The organism is Pseudomonas sp. P867 (genome assembly GCF_019891455.1).
Taxonomy (GTDB): domain Bacteria; phylum Pseudomonadota; class Gammaproteobacteria; order Pseudomonadales; family Pseudomonadaceae; genus Aquipseudomonas; species Aquipseudomonas synxantha_A.
Genome location: NZ_JAFLXB010000004.1, coordinates 431,943 through 452,800, shown reverse-complemented (window position 1 = coordinate 452,800; position 20,858 = coordinate 431,943). Strand labels below are relative to the sequence as shown.

The window sequence follows — 20,858 nt, the reverse complement described above, 5'->3', positions numbered from 1 at the left end:
CCGATGGGGATAACCAGAAGACTTTCTGGTTGGAACAACGCTATGCACACTTCAAACAAGAATACATTGACGATTATCTCCGTCGTTTCGCTACTTATGCTTTTGGGTTTTTCCGGCTTGATCAAGGAAAACTACGTGTCAGCCGATACGGCGTTTTTACTATTGGCTTGTTCGGTCGCAACTGGTTTTTATGTGGTCCTGGCGTTTATTGAAAAAATCCTCGAACGGCTTTTCAAGGACTTCAAGGTCACTGTGATCTTCTGGGGCTTTTTGCTCGCGACCTTAGGTTACGTAGGACGACTGCGGGCGGTGGCCGACGTTAATGCAATTTTCCATGTCGATGCATCTGCTTTTCCTTTGACAATGATCGCTGGCACAACCCTTCACATGGCCAAGCTGATGTTTTGGCCTTGCATCGCCGTCGTGCTGATCACCGCATTTATTGTAGTGTTGATCTGTATGGGAAGTTATTTCGAAAGTGCCAGCTCTGCCGAGGAAAAATGGGGTGTGGTGGTTCCAGCAATAACGGCACTGATTACCTGCGGTATTGGTGCGCTGTTTATCAGTAGCAACTTGTCGCCGGAGCGCCGTGCCGAGATTTTGTACCGTACGGCTCACACGACAGACTTCAATGATACGTTTCGTTGTGCAGGTGTTGACGACCGGCAGTACAGCGCAATTTTCCTGGGGCCTGAACAGCGACGCGTGCTGCTGGCTCCCAAGCTTCAGGAGTTCTCCTTGGAGAAGAAAGCGTATGTGTTAAAACGCGTTGAGGTGCCGGAGCACTTTCCGATTTTAGAGTGTGTTCCCAACAACCCGAAGCCCACCACTTGGCCGTCCCCTTACTCTTTCGATTCGGGCCAGTAATCATTGGCCCAGCAGTATTGGATCTGATTGCTGCTAGAATTGCGCCCAGCTCACTCCCCACAGATCACGAGTGCTTGGCATGCAATTACCAGACATGAACCTGCTGGTCGCCCTCGACGCGTTGCTCGATGAGGGCAGTGTGGTCGGCGCCGCACGGCGGATGAACCTCAGCCCGGCGGCCATGAGCCGTACCCTCACGCGTATCCGTGAAGCTGTCGGTGACCCGATCCTGGTACGTGCCGGTCGCGGCCTGGTGCCGACGCCCAAGGCGCTTGAGCTGCAAGGCCAGGTACGCAACGTGGTGGAGCAGGCGGCGTTGCTGTTTCGCTCGGCGGATCAAGTCGATTTGAGTACCTTGCGCCGCCGTTTCAGCGTACGCGCCAATGACTTTTTTATTGGCGTATATGGCGGTCGCTTGTTCGACACCATGGAGCGTGTGGCCCCGCTGTGCGAGCTGCGCTTTGTGCCTGAAGGCGACACCGACGACGAAGCTCTGCGCGAAGGGCGCCTGGATCTGCGTGTGAGCAACACCATGCCGGTCAGCCCCGAAGTGAAGGTGCAGAACCTGTTCTCCACCACCTTCGTCGGCCTGGCGCGACAAGATCACCCACTGTTCGACGAAGAGATCACCGCCGCACGCTTTGCCAGCTATTCCCATATCAGCATCTCGCGCCGCGGCATCGCCCGCGGGCCGATCGACACCGCGCTGAACGAGCAGGGTCTGGAGCGCCGCGTGGCGATGATCGCGCCGGGCTTCCACGGTGCCATGTTCATGTTGCCGGAATCCGACCTGATCATGCCGGTGCCCAAGGAAGCGCTCCTGAGCGCCAAACGCCTGAACTTGCCATTGCGTGCATTCCCGCTGCCGATCTCCTTGCCGACCCTGGTATTGGCCCAATCCTGGCACCCGCGCTTCGACAAAGACCCCGCGCACAAATGGCTGCGTGAAACCATGCGCGAGAGTTGCCACGCCACCTGGCTGGAAGCCCAACCCAACTAAAAACCTCCAGCCATGCACAATCAAATGTGGGAGGGGGCTTGCTCCCGATAGAGGTGTATCAGCTTCACATCAGGTGGCTGTCATACCGCCATCGGGAGCAAGCCCCCTCCCACCTATGGATTGCGCCTGGCGCACTTATAAACTTCCGATAAGTAACTTTTTGTCATGCTATAGCCTGATTAAACTGCTCAGGTATTTCTCATTCCGAGTTACCTGTTCATGACATCCCTCGCTGCCCCCGCTTTTCAGGCCGCAGCCAAACCTGTTGCCCCGGCCCCGCCCGTGTTCGGCCCGCGCATCATCATCGGCCTGGTCGGCGTGTTGTTGGCGGTGCTGGTGTCCGGTCTCAACGAGATGGTCACCAAGGTGGCGCTTGCCGATATCCGCGGTGCGATGTACATCGGCTTTGATGAAGGCACCTGGCTGGTCGCCGCCTACACGGCCACTTCCGTGGCGGCCATGGCCTTTGCGCCGTGGTGTTCGGTGACGTTTTCCCTGCGCCGTTTCACGCTGTGCGCCATCGGCTTGTTCACCGTGTTGGGCATTCTCTGCCCGTTCGCACCCAACTACGAAAGCCTGCTGCTGCTGCGTACCGTGCAAGGCCTGGCCGGTGGCGCGCTGCCGCCGATGCTGATGACCGTGGCACTGCGTTTCCTGCCCGCCAACGTCAAGCTGTATGGCCTGGCCGGCTACGCCCTGACCGCCACCTTCGGCCCGAGCCTGGGTACTCCGCTGGCGGCGTTGTGGACCGAATACGTCGGCTGGCAGTGGGCGTTCTGGCAAATCGTCGCGCCGTGCCTGCTGGCGATGGTCGCCGTGGCCTATGGCATACCGCAGGACCCGCTGCGCCTGGAGCGTTTCAAACAGTTCAACTGGCGCGGCCTGCTGCTGGGCTTTCCGGCGATCTGCATGTTGGTGATCGGGCTGTTGCAGGGCAATCGCCTGGATTGGTTCGAGTCGGGCCTGATCACCTTCCTGTTGTGTGGTGGCACGCTCTTGCTGGTGTTGTTCATGCTCAACGAATGGTCGCAGCCAATACCCTTCTTCAAATTGCAGATGCTCGGCCTGCGCAACCTGGCCTTCGCCCTGATCGTGCTGGCAGGCGTGCTGATGGTGCTGACCTCGGTGATCATCATCCCCTCCAGTTTCCTTGCCCAGGTCCAGGGGTACCGGCCGTTGCAAACTGCGCCGGTGATGCTGCTGATGGCGTTGCCGCAATTGATCGCGTTGCCGTTGGTGGCGGCGCTGTGCAACCTGCGCTGGGTCGATTGCCGCTGGGTGCTGGGGATTGGCCTTGGCATGTTGGTGCTGTGCTGCATCGGCAGTTCGCACCTGACTTCGGCGTGGATCCGCGACGATTTTTATGGCTGGTACCTGTTGCAGATTTTCGGCCAGCCGATGGCCGTGTTGCCACTGCTGATGTTGTCCACCGGCAGTATTCAACCCATCGAAGGGCCGTTCGCTTCGGCCTGGTTCAATACCGTCAAGGGCCTGGCCGCTGTGATCGCCACTGCGGTGCTGGATACATTGACCACCCAGCGCGGGCATTTCCATTCAACCATGTTGGTGGACCGCCTGGGCAATTCGCCCCTGGCCGACACTGAGGCTCCGGGCCTCGCCCACCGCTTGCACGAGCAGACCGTGGTGCTGACCTCTTCGGATCTTTACGTCGTCATGGCCGGTGTCGCGGTGGCGTTGATCCTGCTGATTTTCTGGATGCCCACGCGGATCTATCCGCCTCGCGCTCCGGCCTGACCACAAGGACTTTCCATGAAACGCAAAGACAAAATTGCCGTCTCCGTTATTGCTGTATTTGCCGTTGGCGTACTGGTTTATCTGGTTGCGCCGGGCGTACTGGGCAGCAAGCACCAGACCACCAACGACGCCTTCGTCGCCGCCGACTTCACCCTGGTGGCGCCGCGGGTGGCGGGCTTCATCAAGGAAGTGCTGGTAGAAGACAACCAGCGCGTCAAGGCCGGCCAACTGTTGGCGTTGATCGACGACCGCGACTTTCGCGCCGCCGCCCAGGCCGCCGATGCCGACACCTTGGTCGCCCAGGCCCAGTTGAAAAACGCCAGCGCGACCCTGGAGCGCCAGAGCTCGGTGATCGCCCAGGCCCAGGCCACTGTCGCGGCGGATCGCGCCGAAGTCGCCTTCGCCGAACACGAACTGAACCGCTACAACCACCTCGCTGGCGTCGGCGCAGGTACCGTGCAGAACGCCCAACAAGCCAAGACCCGTATCGACCAGGCCACCGCACGCCTGGCCAAATCCACCGCAGTGCTGGCCGCCGAACGCAAGCAGGTGGAAATCCTCACCGCCCAGCGTGACGCCGCCGAAGGTGGGCTCAAGCGCGCCCAGGCGGCGTTGGAAATGGCCAGTTATCAGTTGTCCTACACGCGCATTGTCGCGCCGGTCGATGGCATGGTCGGCGAGCGAGCGGTGCGGGTCGGCGCCTATGTGACCCCGGGCAGCAAGATCCTCGCGGTCGTGCCGCTGGCCGAGGCCTATGTGGTAGCCAACTTCCAGGAGACGCAACTGTCGCATATGCACGCGGGGCAAGCGGTGCAGGTCAGCGTCGACAGCCTTGACGGCGAACTGCTCAAAGGCCATCTGGAAAGCCTGGCGCCGGCCACGGGGGTGACCTTTGCCTCGGTCAAACCGGACAACGCCACCGGCAACTTCACCAAGGTGGTGCAGCGTATTCCGGTGAAGATCGTGCTTGAGCCGAACCAGCCATTGACCGAGCGCCTGCGCGTCGGCATGTCGGTGGAAGCCAGCGTCGATACGCGGCCGGTCGCGCAACAGCGTGAGGTGGCCCAGCAATGAAACACGTCGCCTGGCTCACCTTAAGCCTGATCAGCCTGAGTGCCTGCACGGTCGGTCCCGACTTCCAGCGGCCCGAGAGCCCGCAGATCAATCAGTGGAGCGAACCCCAGGGCCGACAAGCTGCCAGCCGTGCCGTTAGCGATCCCTTGCAGGAGCGCTGGTGGGACGTGTTCCACGACGCGCAGCTTTCCGCCCTGACACGCCGGGCCCTCAGCGATAACCTCGACTTGAAACTGGCCAGCAGCCGCCTGCAACAGAGCCGCGCCGTACGCCAGGTGACCACCGCCGAGCGTTACCCCAATGTCGATGCGGGTGGCGGCTACCAGCGCAAACGTAACAGTGGCAAAGGCTTGAACGACCCTTCCGGCGAGAACGGCCGTTCGGCCTTCAACCAATGGGACATGGGCTTCTCGGCCTCTTGGGAGCTGGATTTCTGGGGCCGGGTCAAGCGTGAAACCGAAGCAGCCGACGCCACGCTGGAAGTCGCCGAAAACGACCGTCGTGCCGTGCTGTTGTCGGTGTTGGCCGAGACCGCCCAGGACTATATTCAACTGCGCGGCGTACAAAATACCCGCGCCGTCACCGAGCAAAACCTCGACGTCGCCCGCCACAGCCTCAAGCTCTCGCAACTGCGTCTGGCTGATGGCGTAGCGACCGACCTCGACGTGGCCGAAGCCGCCGCCCAGGTCGCGGCCATCGAAGCGCGTCTGCCGGATTTGCAGCAACGCCAGGACCAACTGATCAACGCCCTGAGCCTGCTGATGGGCGAACCGCCCCAGGCCTTGCACGCGCAGCTGTCCAAGGACGCCGCCGTGCCGCAAACCCAGCGTCAGGTCGCCATTGGCCTGCCCTCGGAGCTGGCCGAACGCCGTCCCGACATCCGCCAGGCAGAAGCGCGCTTGCACGCCGCCACTGCCAGCATCGGCGTGGCCAAGGGCGACTTTTACCCGCGCATCACCCTGTCCGGCAGCCTCGGCTCTCAAGCCATGCAACTGTCGGACTTCGGCTCCTGGGGCTCCCGCGCATTTGCCCTCGGCCCGCAATTAAGCCTGCCACTGTTCAACGGTGGGCGCCTGCAAGGCATGGTGGATTTGCGCGAAGCCCAGCAACAGGAAGCGGCCCTTGCCTACCAGCAAACCGTGCTGCGCGCCTGGCATGAAATCGACGACCAACTGACCCGCTACAACGCCAGCCAATTGCGTCGCGACAGCCTGGCCGAAGCGGTGCGCCAGAACCAGATCGCGCTGACCACCGCGCAACACCAGTACGTCGAAGGTGTGGCGGATTTCGTCAATGTACTCACCGTGCAAAGCGCATTGCTGGCAACTCAAGAGCAGTGGGTGGAAAGCTCCACCGGCGTGTCATTGGCCATGGTCGGGTTGTACAAGGCGCTGGGAGGAGGGTGGGAGTCGGTGTATCCGTTGCCAGTCGCTCAGTAATGAGGGTGCGCTTTGTTGCAGCCCGAGATCCTTGATCCTAAGCGAGGTCCGCTGCAAATCGTGTACACACATTGGAAAGCATGCGCACATCGGCACCGCTACAGCCTGCCGCTTCGAAAAAGCCGGAGGCTTCTCGCACGACGGCATACATATCCGTGACGATGGACCTTGCTTCATCCGCCCCCAACCCAAAGCGTTCAGGCGTACTCAGCAAATTGCTGACAGACGATACCCTGCCCTCATTCCCGATGATCAACGCCTGCAAGCCTAGTTGCGTGGGGTGGGGCAACACGTCAAATACTGGCGCAAGGGAATAGCCCGAGGCGCTGGTCAGCAGAAGCCCGGTTTGTTTCAGGTGGTCGTCGCTATTGCCGATCAGCACATTGAAGGCCATACGCTTGTAAAGCTCACGCATATCAAACGTGGCATCGTCGCTGATCTTCTTCAAAACATCTGCGATTCTGGAATAGGAAACGGCACTCTCAACCGCGTCAACTCGCATTCGCGGCTTCTCAGTGCTGACCAACGAATTGCAGCTGACATAGTGCTCGCGTCCAGCCCCCTCATGCCGGTCAAAACGTTCGACCATCAAAACCGGTTTGCCGGCGACCTCTACCAACTTGTGCCCGGCTGCGGGTAGACCTGCCGCATCCGCCATTTGAAGGCTGGCGAATTCAGCACGTGGTTGATCGAAAACATCGTCGCTACGGCCGAATTTAGCAATCCATTCCTTACCTTCGTGAGTCACGGTGACCTTCGGCCTGGCGCCGCCCATGGAACTGCCGAATTCGAATAGTCGTGCGATTTCCGCAGGCAGGTCGACATTACCTTTTTCGACCTGATCAAGGCCCACCATGATTTTCTCAAGGTCTTCAAATCGCGGAGGTTGGTGCAGAGTCGGCAGCAGATTTCTTGACGCACTGAACAGCAGGCAGCCCACTCCCGCACCCCGCGAAGCAAGGAGCCATTCAACTTCGTTTTGTGGATGCTGTTTGTGGGTCGCCAGTAGAACACGCCGACCCCAATTGTCGGGCGTTGCGTCGTCGAGCACACCAAACATGCGTGTCGAGGAATACTGGTTAGGGGTCAGTGGCAGGCTAAGCGGGTCAATCGCAAATGCGTTGGGGCGCGCAAGCCAGCTGTTGGCGTAGCGAAAAACGAATCCGCTTGCGTGCATGGCCACCTCACCAACAGGGACCGGATCACCGACTGAGTGAGCTGAAAAAACGAATGCGTTACCAATCGGCTTCCAAGACATCAGGTTCCCCTTCTGTGCGAATTCGGTCGGGCTCACGGGCGAGGCTCATGGTAATCCCAACCTGGTCAAGTTCTGGTGACGCAATGCTCGCCATACCTTCTTCCAGGTCCATCGCGCTAAGCACATTCATCAGCACGCCGAGGGATACGCCTGCTTCTCCCTGTCTCAGCCGCTGATACGTCTGTCGTGTAATGCCCGCCCGGCTGCATATGGTCGAGATTTTCAAACGGCGACGAATACGGGCTATTTCGATACCGTTCCCGATACCTCTCATCAGTTCAGCGCTTCTCTCTGAGATATACCCTTTGTGGGGGTATGGCTTGCCTGTTTCATGCATGATATATCACCCCTTAAGGCAGTAAGGGCAACTTATATCATTCAAGTTGCTAAGGCCACACGCAAAAAAACCGGTTTGATAGACGGTTTTTTTCCATGTTTGGAAGATTCAAGGGTTCTGCAAAAACACCACATACCCCCGAAACCACTCATTCCCTTGCAAATACCCTGGCGCCTCCCACTCGCCGCCTTGAATCAAACCGATCTTGAACGGAACTCCCATTCGGTTCATCCGTGGCAGGTACGCCGCGTAATCCGGGATGCTGTGCCGCCCTTGATACGTCTGCACCACCACTTCATCCACCACGCCTTTGAGCTGGGCGATGGCGGCCGGGTCGGCGTTGCTGCTCCAGTCCATCAGGCCGGTGATGCTTAACCGCAGGTCGGCAGGCAGACGCCGGCGCAGGTCGCGCAGAAAATCAGCGTATTCGTGCAGGTACTGGGTGCGGGCGTCGAAGTCGATCTGGATGCCGATCACAGGGTTACCCGCGTCGCGCCAGCGTTGCACCTGGCCGAGCAGTTGGGTGTAGACCTGTTCCGGCCAGTGCAAGGTGTGGGCGCGATAGACCACCCAGATTTCGCCTTGGCTAATGCGTGGCACGCTGATGCCTTGGGCGATCAATTGCACGCCGCGCTGGGGGGCGCGGCGGGTGGAGTTGATCTGGCCTTGTAGGATGTACAGGGTTTTTGCCTGCTTGATCACCGGCTGCGGCGTGACACCACTCCACAGCCAGAAAGCGTCATAGTCGCGGGCTTCGACGGCGCCAAAAGCCGGGCTTGCCAGCAACAACAAGCCCAGCCACAGCGACTTCACCAGTAGTACTGCAGCGACTTGCCCCACTGGGTATCGGCAAAACCGGTCTTGAGTTGGCGGAACCAGGCTTTGCGCACCGCTGGCGCAACGTCTTCACCCCCGCAGCTGTTGTAACCGGCCGGCGCGTAGCAGTTGATGGCGCGGAACAACGCGTACGCCTTGTCGGTTTTCGGTGCTTTGGCGTTGGCGATCACCTGTTTGTAGCCGTCCAGCCGCGAGAAGGTTTCACCTTTGAACTGCGAGGCGGTGCTGCCCAGGCTGCCGGCGGCGCGGGGTTGTTCCAGTGGCATGCCGTCCAGGCCGTTGCGCAGGATGAACTCACCGAAGCAGTTCAAGGCGTGGGGGTTTTTGGCCTCATCCTGCAAGGTCGCGGCGGTTTGCGCGATGCTTGGGCAAGCGTAGCCCGATTCGGCTTTGTCACCGTTCCACTGGAACAGCTTCAAGGTCTGGCCGCTGGTGTAGGTGTAGCCCAGGCTGGTGCCGAGCTTGTCATCAGAGAGCGAGGCCTGCTTGAGGTCATCGGCAAAGGTCGCGAACTGGCGGTGCAGCAGGTCTTTGTAGAGCAGCACGAATTGCGCGCTCTGGCGTTCGGTCGGGTCGCTGGCGTTGGCGATCTGCTGGCGCAGCAGGTCGGGCCCGGCGACGTTGCGCAGCAGGATGTAGCGCACTTGCTTGGCGCTGATCGGCGAATCGGTTGCGAACACCTTGGCCAGTTGGCCGCTGCGCTCATAGTTCATCGCCAAGGCTAACTCCAGTTGGTCGCGTTGCAGCGGTTGCTTGGCCAGCGGTAGCATTTGCAGCCACAGGCTCTCGGCGCCCTTCCAATCTTGCTTGGCCTCCAGTGCCAAGGCGCGCAAGGTCTGCTGGCTGAAGGCAAAGTAGTCGAGGTTCGACGGCATATCCGCAGGCAGATGCTTGAGGGCAGCATCAGGTTGATGCTCGACGTACAGGGCATACGCCGCTTGCAGGTAGTCGAACAATGCCGGTTCGTTGGCGAATGTGCTCTTTTGCTTGTCGAGGTCTTCGCGGCTCAACAGCGGCGGCGTATGGGCGCGCATCGCCATCAGGTCGCTGACCACTTGCAGCATCGGGCTGTTCGCCGAGTTGTTGCCGACCATGAGCAACTTGAGGTCGGCTTCTTCAACCAACTCGTCGACGCTCACGTTACGCTGGCCGTCAGTGGCCTCGGTGAATTGCCAGGTGAAGTCTTCGGCGAGCTTGGCGTCGTCGTTCGCCAGCCAGTGCACGCGGCGCAACAGGCCACGGGCGGATGCAACGTAATCGCCTTGTGGATAATGTTTCAGGTAACCGAGAAAGCCTTCTTCAGCGTCGCTCAAGGCAGACTTATCCACATGCTCGCGTTGCGGCATCCCGTACTCATCGAAGGCTTCGGCCTGGGCCCGGTTCAACGAGGTGCGTGCGGTCATGTACAGTGCGGTTTCTTTCAGCCAGGGCACCTCGCTGGTCGAGGCGGCGGCGAAACCGCGCTCAGCGTAAACGAAGCGACCGCCGTAGAAATCGGCGGCGGCCTGCAGGTAAGTGCGAAACAGCTGGGCATTGGCCGAGGGCGTCAACTGCGCGTCCACCACCTGGCCTGTGAAGTCACAGGTGGTCAGCAACTGCAACCGCGCTTTCACCAGCACGTCGCGCTCGGCTGGCGGCATATCGGCTTTGATCACCTGACTGATAAACGCCGTGGCGCTGTCATCGCTGTTGCTGCGGCAGCGGCTGCCTTCGCCATTCAGGAACGCTTCACCGGCAGTCTTGTATTCCTCGCGCTTGATGCCCAGCGGTTGGAGCAGGGTGTCGAGTTCGGCCGTGCGTGAATCGTCCGCTTTGTTATCGGGCTCATCATTCGCGGCCGGCACTGGCACCAGGCGATACACCGGAAACGGCACCGGTCCGAAACCCTGGGCCAAATCGTCTTCGCCCAAGGCATTGGGCGTCAGCGGCGCGGCTTTTTTGTCGGCCAGCAATAGGCGCAGGTTGACCCGGCTGTCGTTGCCCGGGCTGAGAAAGGGCTGGTTGCTGCACGGTTCGAGGCTGTCACGCGAGACACGCCAGTCGGGGTAGCATGAATCGTCGGAGCTGGCCTGAGCCTGTAGGGAAATACTGGCCAGGAGAGCCAGTGCCAGAGGTGACAAAAAACCGATGCGCATGACGTGTCCTTGATCCTGAGTCCTTGGAGGGCCCCAATAATAGCCTGTTCTGAGCTGTGCTTCGGTGAGGTCCTACGCAAAATACCGATTTGTCCGATTCCAGCGGCGAAGCCTGGGCTTTTGTCCTAGAGTGGCGGTGTTTGCGCTCAGGCAAGCGAGCTAATGCCAGGGGTATTGAAGTGCGTCGGTCTGTGGTTGAGCAAAACGAAAAAGCCGGAGCGCTGCCAGCCTTGCAGCGCCTGACCTGGCAAGGTGCTGGTCGACTCAGCCGTCTCTGGTGGGTACCGATCCTGGCGCTGGCCATGGCCCTGCGGTTTTACCACCTCACCTCGGCGGCGATCTGGGGCGATGAAGGGTCGAGCCTGTTGCTCAGTGAATACGCCGTGGCCGACCTGTGGTTTCACGCGGCCCATGATGTGCATCCGCCGCTGTATTTCTTCCTGCTGCGCGGCTGGATCGAAGTGTTCGGTGACAGCATCGGGTCCATTCGCAGCATGAGCGCGCTGCCGGGCGTAGCCGTGGTTGGCTTGGGCATCTGGCTGACGCGGCAACTGTCTACTCGGCGCGCGGCGGTGCTGGCGGGCATCCTGCTGGCGCTGTTGCCGACGGCGGTGCGCTACAGCCAGGAAGTGCGCATGTATTCGCTGCTGGGCGTGTGGCTGCTGGGCGCCACGCTGGCGCTGGTGTACTGGATGCGTCAGCCCGAACGCACGCGCTATTTGGCCGCGTATGTGCTGTTGATGAGTGCCGGTTTCTACACGCATTACTTCACCGCGCTGTGCGTGCTGGTGCATTGGGCTTATCTGGGGATGCAGGCGCCAGGCCAACGTTTGATAACGCGGCCTGCATGGTGGGCGGCCAACGTGGTGATCGTGTTGTTGTACCTGCCTTGGCTGCCGAACCTGTTGGACCTGGTGCAGCATGTCGACCAGCTCAAGGTGGGCGGCGACATCGGCTGGGAAGAGCCGGTCAACCTGCTGTCTGTGCCCTCGATGATCTGGCAGTTCGTGTTGCAGGATGCCGGCGATGATTTGTGGACGCCGCTGTTCTGGATATTTCCGCTGCTGCTGATTGCGGTGGTGTGGATGACGGCCTGGCGCCACCCGGGAGCTCGTTTGCCGGCGTTGTTTTTCTTGTTGCCGTTGCTGTTGGTGTATGGCGTGTCGTTTATCTCGCCGGTCTTTATCGAGCGCTACCTTACGGTGTATGCCCTGGGTTTGCCGATCGTCCTGGCGCTTGCCATCGACCGCTTGCCGTCACGCTTGTCATGGCTGGGCGCAGCGCTGTGGGTGCTGTTTGTGGGCATGGAACTGCTGGGCCTGAAGAACAACTTCGAGGTGGATGAGCACGACCAATTCAACGTGCCGGTGGAGTTCGTCAATCGCAATTACCAGGAAGACGACCGCATCGTCCTCAGCGACATGCTGTGGTATCTGAGCTACGGGTACTACGACGAAACTGACGCCCAGTTGCAGCTCTACACCCCGCCCAAACCCGACGGCACGTCGACCCGGCCAAATGCCTACGGCTTCGGCACCCTGGTAGATCAGGATGGCGGGCGAATCTATCTGGATTCTTTATCGGCATTACCGGCCAATACCCGGCGCGTCTGGCTGATCAGCAGCAATGAAGCACCGGACGACTTCGCCCCGCTCCCCGAAGGTTGGCGCGAGCTCAGTCGCCAGGACGGCGGTGGCGCACGGGCGCGTCTGTTCGTGCTGTGCAAGGTGCCGGCGCCGCAACCTGAGGGTTGCCGCTAGACTCGATTAACCCTTCTCTATCAGGAGCTCATCATGGAATCGCCAGTGCATAGCTTGCCGTCGTTGTTCAAACAGCTTGGGTTGGAAGATGACCCGGTCAGCATCGATCAGTTTGTGGCCGCTCATTCGCCGCTCAAGCCCGAATTGAAACTGGCGGATGCGTTTTTCTGGACGGCCAGCCAAAAAGCGTTTTTGCGTGAGGAGATTCTCGAAGATGCGGATTGGGCGGAGGTGGTGGATGAACTGAACTTGATGTTGCGCGGTGGGCGAGGGGTGTAAAAAACTTAGCCGTTACGCTAAAACTTGAAAAAATCTGGTGATGGTTGAAAAAATCTGGGCTTTAATCGCGTCAGTGAACTTTTTCTGAGGTTACGCGATGTCTTTGGTCGGTTATGCCCATCTCCATCAGACCCTCGGGCTGAAAGCCATTGCGCCTGCCCGTACCGCAATGATCAAGCCTGTCACGCGGATTTCGATGATTGGCGATTGCCTGGCCGTTCCCCATGGAGTGGCGCCTGCTGCCGATTCAGTGCTCGACCATATTCTCTTTGCCCTCAAACACGAAGGCATCAACCTCGGCATCCTTGCCCAGGCACTTGAAGCGGTCAGCGCGGACCAACTGCTGCAAGAGCTGGATAAAGCACCCAACGGCGTATTCATCCGCAAAGCCTGTTATTTATGGGAGGGCCTGACCCTCCAACGGTTGGACTACAGCAAGCCAATCAACAGCCGCGTTTCCCCTCTGTTTGATCCGCAACGCTACGTAACCGGGCCTTCTACGCGTAATTCCCGCTGGCGGATCGACTTCAACGGTTTGGGTTCTTTGGCCTACTGTGCGACTGTTGAGCGTACGCAGGAAATTGATGCCTTGATGAGCCTCGATGTCCTGGGCCGTGCCAAATCCTTCATGGCCAGCCTCCCACCCGAAATGATGGACCGCGCCATCCAGTGGGCGTACCTGCACGAAACCCGCGATTCATTTGCCATCGAAAAAGAACAACCCAGCGAAGAAAAATCCCGCCGTTTCGTCCAACTACTGCGCCAGTCCCATGAAGGCCGTTTGCTCACCGAAGACTACTTGGTCGAACTGCAAAACAGCACCGTCTCCAATCCCTTCGACAAAGCCGTTGCGTTTCGCCACGAACAAAATCATCTGCACAACGGCCTGCGCGGCGGCGCCGGTGTGAGCTACGTGCCGCCAGCACCAGAGCTTTGCCAGGAACTGATGGAAGAGCTGATGGCCTTCGCCAACCAGCCCGTGCGCGACGTCGATCCCTTGGTCGCGGCGGCCGTCACCGCCTTCGGCTTCGTGTTCCTGCACCCGTTCATGGACGGTAATGGCCGCCTGTCTCGCTTCCTGATCCACCAGACGCTTTGTCATTACGGCGCACTGGGAAATGGCTTGTTGCTACCAGTCTCCGTCGCCATGAAGCACGAGGAACAAGCCTATCTGGAGGCGCTCAAGACCTTCTCGCAGCCGACGCGGGAATTCTGGAACGTTACTTGGCTGGACGGCGACCACATGGCGTTCGACTTCATCGGCCACCCCTCGATCTACCGCTACTGGGACGCCACCTGCTGCGTCGAATTCACCCTGCAAATGGCCCGCCGCGCACTGGAAGTCGAACTGCGCGAAGAAACCGAATTCCTCGACCGCTACGACCGCGTGATCAAGGCCGTGAATCAACGCTACGACGTGCGTGGCAGTGATTTGTCGAAGCTGGTGATGATGTGCCTGGATAACGAGGGCAAGCTTTCCAAGCATCGGCGCAAACAGTTTCAGTACAGCGTGGCGGAGGAGGTGTTTGGGTTTATTGAGGAGGAGGTGGGGCGGGTGATTGAGGAATGTGGCAATCAGCCCTCGCCGATCTGAGGCATCAATGTGGGATGTAACTTTCTGGTGGCCAGTGGCGAGCTGTATGCACCAGAGCCACAATCCTCACTACTTCGGGCTCAACTTGATAAACAAGGCGGTAGCTCGGGTGCGGAATGATTTCGCGTGTTCCCGCAATCCGGCCTATTGGGCCAATTTCGGGGTTATGTGCTAATCCAAGTGCTGCCATGCTGAAGCGCCGGTCCATGTCGGCTGCGGCTTGTGGATTTTTCTCAAACAGAAAATCCCAGATATCTCTACGATCCTGCCCTGCCTCGGGCGTCCACGCGACCCTCATCCCTGACTATCTACTTGAGCGCGCCTGGCTGCGAATTCAGCTTCCAAATCTTCATTGGAAACCTCTCGGCCTGCGCGAATGGATGCACGAGAAGCATCAACTTTGCGTTGCAAAAACTCATCGTACTCTCGCGAGTGCTGCTGGGCCTGAACGAATTCACGCATCATTTCGCGTACGATTTGCGATGCAGGACGATGGGAGGCTTCGCATTCAGCCATGAACTGGTCGCGAAGCTCTGGTTCAAGCTTCATTGTAAAAACGGCTAATTTGGACATCAGCGATTCCTCCGCAATGGTATGCACAAAGTATATACATCGTCATTACCGAATGGCGTTTGGAAAAAGCTGAGACGACTGACGGTAGAGATCAATATGTTGGTTGCACAGCCTCAACCATCCCCCCTATAGTTCGCCCCGTCGCCGCACATCGGCGATCGGATTTGGCGATCCGAAATTCTGTGACGCGTTACAGCGTTCCTACCCCGTGCGTTTTTCCTTGGATGAAGGCATTGGGTTCTATGGCGGCTGTGCGCGGGAGATCTTCGGATCTGCCGGGTTTCACAGATAACCGGTTCGCCAACCTGCGTACAGCTGCCACCCTTATTCGTTTGGCGACGGGAGAAGGTGGTTCAAATCCTTATCTGTGAGGTTTATCGATGGACCAATACAAGCCGCTTCAAACCAACCCCACCGGCGTTCCCGTCCTGGCTTTCAACACCTTTGCCCCATCGCACCTGCTCCACGAAACGGCGCGAAGCCGCATACGTATCGGCACTGAGCTTTTGGAGACCCTCGTCTCAACAAGCGACAACCCAAACCTCCATCACTTGGTCACTGCCGCATTGGTTTCACTGCGCGATGGCCTGGACATGCTGGGCGAGATCCAGCGTCGCCTCGATGGTCAGGCTGAAAAATAGCCCGGGCATCCGACGCTGATCCAAATGTGGGAGGGGGCTTGCTCCCGATGAGGGCGTGTCAGTAAATGCATCAGTGGCTGACCCCTCGCCATCGGGAGCAAGCCCCCTCCCACATTCGCCCGGCGGTGTGGCCGCTGAATCGCTCCATCCATCGAGAAATTGTTTCAAAACTTGACGGCTCTTCCTCCCTCCACCATATTAATAGTTAGCAAACTAACTGTATGCGAACTATCCAGTGTCCCAATCCCTCGAACAACTTCAGATGAACCTGAGCAGCAGCATGGTGGTGGGCGCCCGTAACTGGCGCAAAATCTGCCAGACCACGCTGGTCAGCTATGGCATCTCCGAAGCCTGCGCCGTGCCGTTGTTGATGATCGGTCGCTTGGGTGACGGTGTGCACCAGGTCAAAGTAGCCCAGGCCTCCGGTATGGAAAGCCCGTCATTGGTGCGCCTGCTCGATCGGCTGTGCGGCGACGGCTACGTATGCCGCACCGAAGACATCCACGACCGCCGCGCCAAGGCCCTGAGCCTCACCGAGCGCGGCCGTGAACTGGTGCAGGCGGTAGAAGCCCAACTGGTTCGCCTGCGCAAGGAAGTCCTTGTGGATATCGCGCCCACCGACCTGGAAGCCGCACTGCGCGTGCTGCGCGCCTTCGAAGCGGCCGAGGCTGTGGCGCCTTGAACGGATTTTTTACCGGCTTCCCGCCCGCCCGCGACTGGTTCTACGGGGTCCGCACGTTCGCCGCGTCGATGATTGCGCTGTACATCGCCATGCTGATGCAAATGCCGCGTCCGTACTGGGCGATGGCTACCGTGTATATCGTCTCCAGCCCGTTTGTCGGGCCCACCAGTTCCAAGGCTTTGTACCGCGCCATTGGCACCTTTATGGGGGCAGCGGCGGCGGTGCTGTTTGTGCCGATGTTCGTGCAGTCGCCTTACCTGTTGGTGGTGGTGATCGCGTTATGGACGGGCACCTTGCTGTTCCTCTCCATGCACCTGCGCACGGCCAATAATTACGCCCTGATGCTGGCCGGCTATACCTTGCCGCTGATCGCCCTGCCAGTGGTGGATAACCCCCTGGCGGTGTGGGACGTGGCTGAAGCGCGTACCGAAGAAATCTTCCTTGGCATCGCGGTCGCAGCGGTGGTGGGCGCAATGTTCTGGCCACGGCGCCTGATGCCGGTGTTCGATGGCTCGGTGGCCAAGTGGTTCAGCGATGCTCAGGTCTATAGCCAACGCTTCCTCACCCGCCAGATTGACCCTGAAGCGGTCAGCAACCTGCGCGGCGGCATGGTTGCCACCTTCAACACCCTTGAGTTGATGATCGGCCAGTTGCCCCACGAAGGCGCGCGGCCGCAAACGGTGCGCAACACCAAAGAACTGCGCGGGCGCATGATTCATCTGCTGCCGGTAATCGACGCGCTGGATGACGCGGTGTACGCCATCGAGCATCGCGCACCGGAGTTTCTCGACCGGCTCAAACCGTTGCTGGAGGAAGCCAACGCCTGGCTGCAAAGCACCACTGAACAAGCGCCCCTGGACCGCTGGCGTGTGCTGCGTGACCAGATCGATGCCGCCCAACCCCAAGGCGAAGCGCTGGATGACCGCCACACGTTGCTGTTCTCCAACGCCCTGTACCGCCTCGGCGAATGGGTCGACCTGTGGCAAGACTGTCGCAGCCTGCAAGCCGCCATTCAGTGCGAAAGCCAGGACACCTGGCGCGCCGTCTACCGCCACTGGCGCCTGGGCCGGCTCACGCCATTTCTCGACCGTGGGCTGATGTTCTACTCGGCGTTTTCCACCGTTACCGCGATCATCGTCGCCTCGGTGCTGTGGATCCTGCTGGGCTGGACCGATGGCGGCAGCGCCGTGATCCTGGCCGCCGTCGCCTGCAGCTTCTTCGCTTCGATGGACGACCCGGCGCCGCAGATCTACCGGTTCTTTTTCTGGACCGCCATGTCGGTGCTGTTCGCCAGCCTGTATCTGTTTCTGGTGCTGCCCAATCTGCACGATTTCCCCATGCTGGTGCTGGCTTTTGCCGTGCCGTTTATCTGCATCGGCACCCTCACGGTACAGCCACGATTCTACCTGGGCATGTTGCTGACGCTGGTCAACACCTCGTCGTTCATCAGCATCCAGGGCGCCTATGACGCGGATTTTCTCAACTTCGCCAACGTCAACCTGGCTGGGCCCGTGGGCCTGCTGTTCGCATTTGTGTGGACCTTGATCGCCCGGCCCTTCGGCGCCGAACTGGCGGCCAAGCGCCTGACCCGTTTCAGCTGGCGTGACATCGTTGGCCTGACCGAGCCCGCAACCCTGAACGAACACCGGCACATGGCCGCACAAATGCTCGACCGCCTGATGCAACACCTGCCGCGCCTGGCCCTTACCGGCCAAGACACCGGCAGCGCCCTGCGCGACCTGCGCGTAGCGCTGAACCTGCTCGACCTGCTGGCCTACTCGCCGCGCATCCTCGGTGTGCCACGGGTGTTGCTCAACCAGGTGGTGGAAGGGGTGGGCGGTTACTTCAAAGCGTGCCTCAAGGCCGGTGAACGCTTGCCCGCACCCAGCGGTCTGCTGATGACCCTGGACCGTACGCGCCGCGCCCTCAACGGCCAGGGCCTGCAAGACGAAGACGACACCCGCCTGCACCTGCTGCACGCCTTGGCCGGCCTGCGCCTGGCGTTGTTGCCCGGTGTGGAATTCATTGGCGGCACGGAAATGGAAGCGCCGCTACCCGATGGAGCGCCTTTATGATCGGTGATCTGGATATCAGCGGGGTGTTCCTGCCTACGCTGCTGGTGCTGATGGGCATTACCTATGTGTTGTTTCTGGTGGTGCACGGGCTGTTGACGCGCATGCACTTCTATCGCCTGGTCTGGCACCGGGCATTGTTCAATGTGGGGCTGTACGCGCTGTTGCTGGGCGCGGTGGACTCACTCAGTCGATATTTGATGACATGAAAAAACCTTTTTTGACTATCGGCCGTGTCGTCCTGACGTTGTTGATCGTGAGTTTCGCGGTCGTCGTTGTGTGGCGCATGGTCATGTACTACATGTTTGCCCCCTGGACCCGTGACGGCCACATCCGCGCCGACATCGTGCAGATCGCCCCGGACGTCTCCGGGCTGATCCAGCGGGTGGACGTGCGTGACAACCAGTTGGTGACCAAAGGCCAGGTGCTCTTTGCCGTCGACCAGGACCGCTTCAAGCTGGCCCTGCGCCAAGCCCAGGCCGCCGTGGCCGACCGCCAGGAAACCCTGGCCCAGGCCCAGCGCGAGTACAAGCGTAACCGTGGCCTCGGCAACCTGGTGCCCAGCGAGCAGTTGGAAGAAAGCCAGTCCCGCGTGGCTCGCGCCCAGTCCGCCCTGGCCGAAGCGCAAGTGACGGTGGACTCCGCCCAACTCAACCTCGACCGCTCGGTGATCCGCAGCCCCGTGGACGGCTACGTCAACGACCGCGCACCGCGCACCCAGGAGTTCGTCACTGCCGGGCGCCCGGTGCTGTCGGTGGTGGACAGCAATTCCTTCCATATCGACGGCTACTTCGAAGAGACCAAGCTCGACGGCATCCACGTCGGTATGGGCGTGGACATCCGCGTGATCGGCGACAACGCTCGACTGCACGGGCATGTGCAGAGCATCGTCGCCGGTATCGAAGACCGCGACCGCAGCAGCGGCTCGAACCTGCTGCCCAACGTCAACCCGGCGTTCAGCTGGGTGCGCCTGGCCCAGCGGATCCCCGTGCGCATTGCCTTTGACGATGTGCCGGCGGACTTTCGCATGATCGCCGGGCGCACGGCGACGGTGTCGATCATCGACGACAAGGTTAAAGACGGGGACAAACCATGAAGCGGCTTCTGGCAACCGCTTCCCTGGGGTTGTTGCTGTCGGCCTGCCAAGTAGTGGGCCCGGATTACAAACTGCCGGAGCAGGCCGCAGTCAACCGTGGCGACCTGCAAGGACCGATCATGGGCGAGGGCAGCAACGTGGTCTCGGCGCCGGTTCCGGCCGATTGGTGGAAGCTGTATAACGACCCGCGCCTGGACCAGCTGGTGCAGCAGGCCATGGCCTCCAACACCGACCTGCGCGTGGCCGCCGCCAACTTGCAGCGTTCGCGTTACCAAGTGCAGCAGGCTGAATCCGCCGGCGGCTGGAGTGCCGGCGCCAAGGCCGAGGCCCAGCGCTTGCAGGAATCTGGCGAAGCATTTTTGCTGCCGGACAAAGTCCCGGTCGGCAATATCGGCAGCGTCGGTATCACCACGTCCTATCAGTTCGACCTGTTCGGCACCTTGCAGCGCGGCATCGAAAGCGCCAAGGCCAGCGCCGATGCAACCCAGGCGGCAGCCGATATCGCTCGCATCACCCTGGTGGCCGATGTGGTGCGTTCCTACACCCAGGTGTGCGCGGCCAACGAAGAGCTGGCGATTGCCAACGAATCCCTCGACCTGCAAGCGCAGAGCACCAAGCTGACTCAGCGCCTGCGGGATGCCGGGCGCGGCGACGAAACCCAGGTGACCCGCTCGCAAACCCAATACAAATCCCTGCGCGCCGACATTCCGCGCTATGAAGCCTCGCGCCAGGCCGCACTGTTCCGCCTGTCGATGCTGCTGGCCAAGCCCGTAGACCAACTGCCGGCCGGCACTGGCACCTGCGCCGAGCTGCCACACATCGCCCAGTTGCTGCCGGTGGGCGACGGTGCCACGCTGCTCAAACGTCGCCCTGATGTGCGCCAGGCTGAGCGCCAGTTGGCTGCCGCGACCGCACGAATCGGCGTGGCCACCGGCGCGCTGTATCCGGATATCAGCATCGGCGCCACGGTAGGCACCGTGGGCCTGCTGGAAAACCTCGGCACACCGGCCACCAATCGCTGGGGCTTTGGCCCGATGATCAGTTGGACTGTGCCGACCAACGGCGCCCGTGCGCGTATCCATGAAGCCGAAGCTGCGACCCAGGGCGCTTTGGCACACTTCGACGGCGTGGTGCTCAATGCCATCCGCGAAACCCAGACCGGCCTGGCGCAATACACTGCGGTGTTGCAGCGCCGCGACGCCCTGGCCGAAGCCGAACAGTCGGCGCGAGAAGCTGCCGGCCAGACCCATCGCTTCTTCCAGGCCGGCCGCGAATCGTTCCTGGCCGACCTGCAAGCCACGCGCACCTACACCGATATGCGCGCGCAATTGGCGACGGCCAACACCCAGGTTGCCATGAGCCAGATCGATCTGTTCCTGGCCCTGGGCGGCGGCTGGGAAAGCGGACGAACGCAAGGGGTAAAACCCGGCAAACCGTGAGGTGATTGCTATGCTTTGTC

General features: G+C 60.4%; 20 protein-coding genes. 14 read left to right on the top strand and 6 right to left on the bottom strand.

Annotated elements, in window-relative coordinates; all coding sequences use genetic code 11:
* Positions 1-42: 42 nt before the first annotated feature.
* The 5 genes from J1G33_RS10725 to J1G33_RS10705 all read left to right on the top strand — a co-directional run bounded on the left by J1G33_RS10725 (position 43) and on the right by J1G33_RS10705 (position 6,135).
* Positions 43-867, top strand: coding sequence for a hypothetical protein (locus tag J1G33_RS10725; protein WP_032878514.1), 825 nt, complete (start codon positions 43-45; stop codon positions 865-867).
* Between the two features lie 79 nt (positions 868-946).
* On the top strand, positions 947-1,867 hold the full coding sequence (locus J1G33_RS10720) for a LysR family transcriptional regulator (protein WP_078819966.1): 921 nt from the start codon (positions 947-949) through the stop codon (positions 1,865-1,867).
* Between the two features lie 219 nt (positions 1,868-2,086).
* Positions 2,087-3,622 carry an MFS transporter gene (locus J1G33_RS10715; RefSeq protein WP_223018064.1) on the top strand — a complete coding sequence of 512 codons (1,536 nt, stop codon included), beginning with the start codon at positions 2,087-2,089 and terminating at the stop codon, positions 3,620-3,622.
* 15 nt (positions 3,623-3,637) lie between these two features.
* Complete coding sequence (locus tag J1G33_RS10710; protein WP_032878511.1) at positions 3,638-4,696, top strand: HlyD family secretion protein; 1,059 nt, start codon at positions 3,638-3,640, stop codon at positions 4,694-4,696.
* A complete protein-coding gene (locus tag J1G33_RS10705) occupies positions 4,693-6,135 on the top strand; it encodes an efflux transporter outer membrane subunit (protein WP_032878510.1) in 1,443 nt (480 codons plus the stop codon). The genes J1G33_RS10710 and J1G33_RS10705 overlap by 4 nt, the downstream gene beginning before the upstream one ends.
* Positions 6,136-6,172: 37 nt before the next feature.
* Here J1G33_RS10705 and J1G33_RS10700 read toward each other — a convergent pair whose 3' ends face one another.
* The 4 genes from J1G33_RS10700 to J1G33_RS10685 form a co-directional block, all read right to left on the bottom strand.
* Positions 6,173-7,429, bottom strand: a complete 1,257-nt coding sequence (locus tag J1G33_RS10700; protein WP_256584570.1) for a type II toxin-antitoxin system HipA family toxin — start codon at positions 7,427-7,429, stop codon at positions 6,173-6,175.
* Positions 7,371-7,730, bottom strand: a complete 360-nt coding sequence (locus J1G33_RS10695; RefSeq protein WP_032878508.1) for a helix-turn-helix transcriptional regulator — start codon at positions 7,728-7,730, stop codon at positions 7,371-7,373. Before J1G33_RS10695 ends, J1G33_RS10700 begins: the two co-directional genes overlap by 59 nt.
* A gap of 108 nt (positions 7,731-7,838) precedes the next feature.
* Positions 7,839-8,543, bottom strand: coding sequence for a DUF3142 domain-containing protein (locus J1G33_RS10690; RefSeq protein ID WP_223018063.1), 705 nt, complete (start codon positions 8,541-8,543; stop codon positions 7,839-7,841).
* Complete coding sequence (locus J1G33_RS10685) at positions 8,540-10,702, bottom strand: outer membrane assembly lipoprotein YfiO (protein WP_223018062.1); 2,163 nt, start codon at positions 10,700-10,702, stop codon at positions 8,540-8,542. Before J1G33_RS10685 ends, J1G33_RS10690 begins: the two co-directional genes overlap by 4 nt.
* Before the next feature lie 179 nt (positions 10,703-10,881).
* Here J1G33_RS10685 and J1G33_RS10680 point away from each other — a divergent pair, with 179 nt between their 5' ends.
* The 3 genes from J1G33_RS10680 to J1G33_RS10670 all read left to right on the top strand — a co-directional run bounded on the left by J1G33_RS10680 (position 10,882) and on the right by J1G33_RS10670 (position 14,335).
* Positions 10,882-12,462, top strand: a complete 1,581-nt coding sequence (locus J1G33_RS10680; protein ID WP_148854213.1) for a glycosyltransferase family 39 protein — start codon at positions 10,882-10,884, stop codon at positions 12,460-12,462.
* 33 nt (positions 12,463-12,495) lie between these two features.
* Positions 12,496-12,741 (top strand): DUF2789 domain-containing protein, encoded by a 246-nt coding sequence (locus J1G33_RS10675; protein WP_103734053.1) that lies wholly within the window; start codon positions 12,496-12,498, stop codon positions 12,739-12,741.
* A gap of 97 nt (positions 12,742-12,838) precedes the next feature.
* On the top strand, positions 12,839-14,335 hold the full coding sequence (locus tag J1G33_RS10670) for a Fic family protein (protein ID WP_223018061.1): 1,497 nt from the start codon (positions 12,839-12,841) through the stop codon (positions 14,333-14,335).
* Positions 14,336-14,339: 4 nt separating this feature from the next.
* On the opposite strand, the gene J1G33_RS10665 is transcribed toward J1G33_RS10670, so the two are convergent.
* Complete coding sequence (locus J1G33_RS10665) at positions 14,340-14,633, bottom strand: type II toxin-antitoxin system RelE/ParE family toxin (protein WP_148854216.1); 294 nt, start codon at positions 14,631-14,633, stop codon at positions 14,340-14,342.
* A complete protein-coding gene (locus J1G33_RS10660; protein WP_032878500.1) occupies positions 14,630-14,908 on the bottom strand; it encodes an antitoxin in 279 nt (92 codons plus the stop codon). Before J1G33_RS10660 ends, J1G33_RS10665 begins: the two co-directional genes overlap by 4 nt.
* A 380-nt stretch (positions 14,909-15,288) precedes the next feature.
* Here J1G33_RS10660 and J1G33_RS10655 point away from each other — a divergent pair, with 380 nt between their 5' ends.
* From J1G33_RS10655 to J1G33_RS10630, 6 genes are all read left to right on the top strand, one after another.
* Positions 15,289-15,549 (top strand): short-chain dehydrogenase, encoded by a 261-nt coding sequence (locus J1G33_RS10655; RefSeq protein ID WP_103734050.1) that lies wholly within the window; start codon positions 15,289-15,291, stop codon positions 15,547-15,549.
* A 262-nt stretch (positions 15,550-15,811) separates the two neighbouring features.
* Positions 15,812-16,231, top strand: a complete 420-nt coding sequence (locus J1G33_RS10650; protein WP_005783580.1) for a MarR family transcriptional regulator — start codon at positions 15,812-15,814, stop codon at positions 16,229-16,231.
* Positions 16,228-18,306 carry an FUSC family protein gene (locus J1G33_RS10645; RefSeq protein WP_223018060.1) on the top strand — a complete coding sequence of 693 codons (2,079 nt, stop codon included), beginning with the start codon at positions 16,228-16,230 and terminating at the stop codon, positions 18,304-18,306. The genes J1G33_RS10650 and J1G33_RS10645 overlap by 4 nt, the downstream gene beginning before the upstream one ends.
* Positions 18,303-18,512: a DUF1656 domain-containing protein gene (locus tag J1G33_RS10640; RefSeq protein WP_003187469.1), complete on the top strand. Its 210-nt coding sequence runs from the start codon at positions 18,303-18,305 to the stop codon at positions 18,510-18,512. Before J1G33_RS10645 ends, J1G33_RS10640 begins: the two co-directional genes overlap by 4 nt.
* A complete protein-coding gene (locus J1G33_RS10635; RefSeq protein WP_032878498.1) occupies positions 18,509-19,399 on the top strand; it encodes an efflux RND transporter periplasmic adaptor subunit in 891 nt (296 codons plus the stop codon). Before J1G33_RS10640 ends, J1G33_RS10635 begins: the two co-directional genes overlap by 4 nt.
* The gene (locus tag J1G33_RS10630; protein WP_032878497.1) at positions 19,396-20,838 is read left to right on the top strand and encodes an efflux transporter outer membrane subunit; all 1,443 of its coding nucleotides are present in this window, start codon (positions 19,396-19,398) and stop codon (positions 20,836-20,838) included. The genes J1G33_RS10635 and J1G33_RS10630 overlap by 4 nt, the downstream gene beginning before the upstream one ends.
* Positions 20,839-20,858 lie beyond the last annotated feature (20 nt).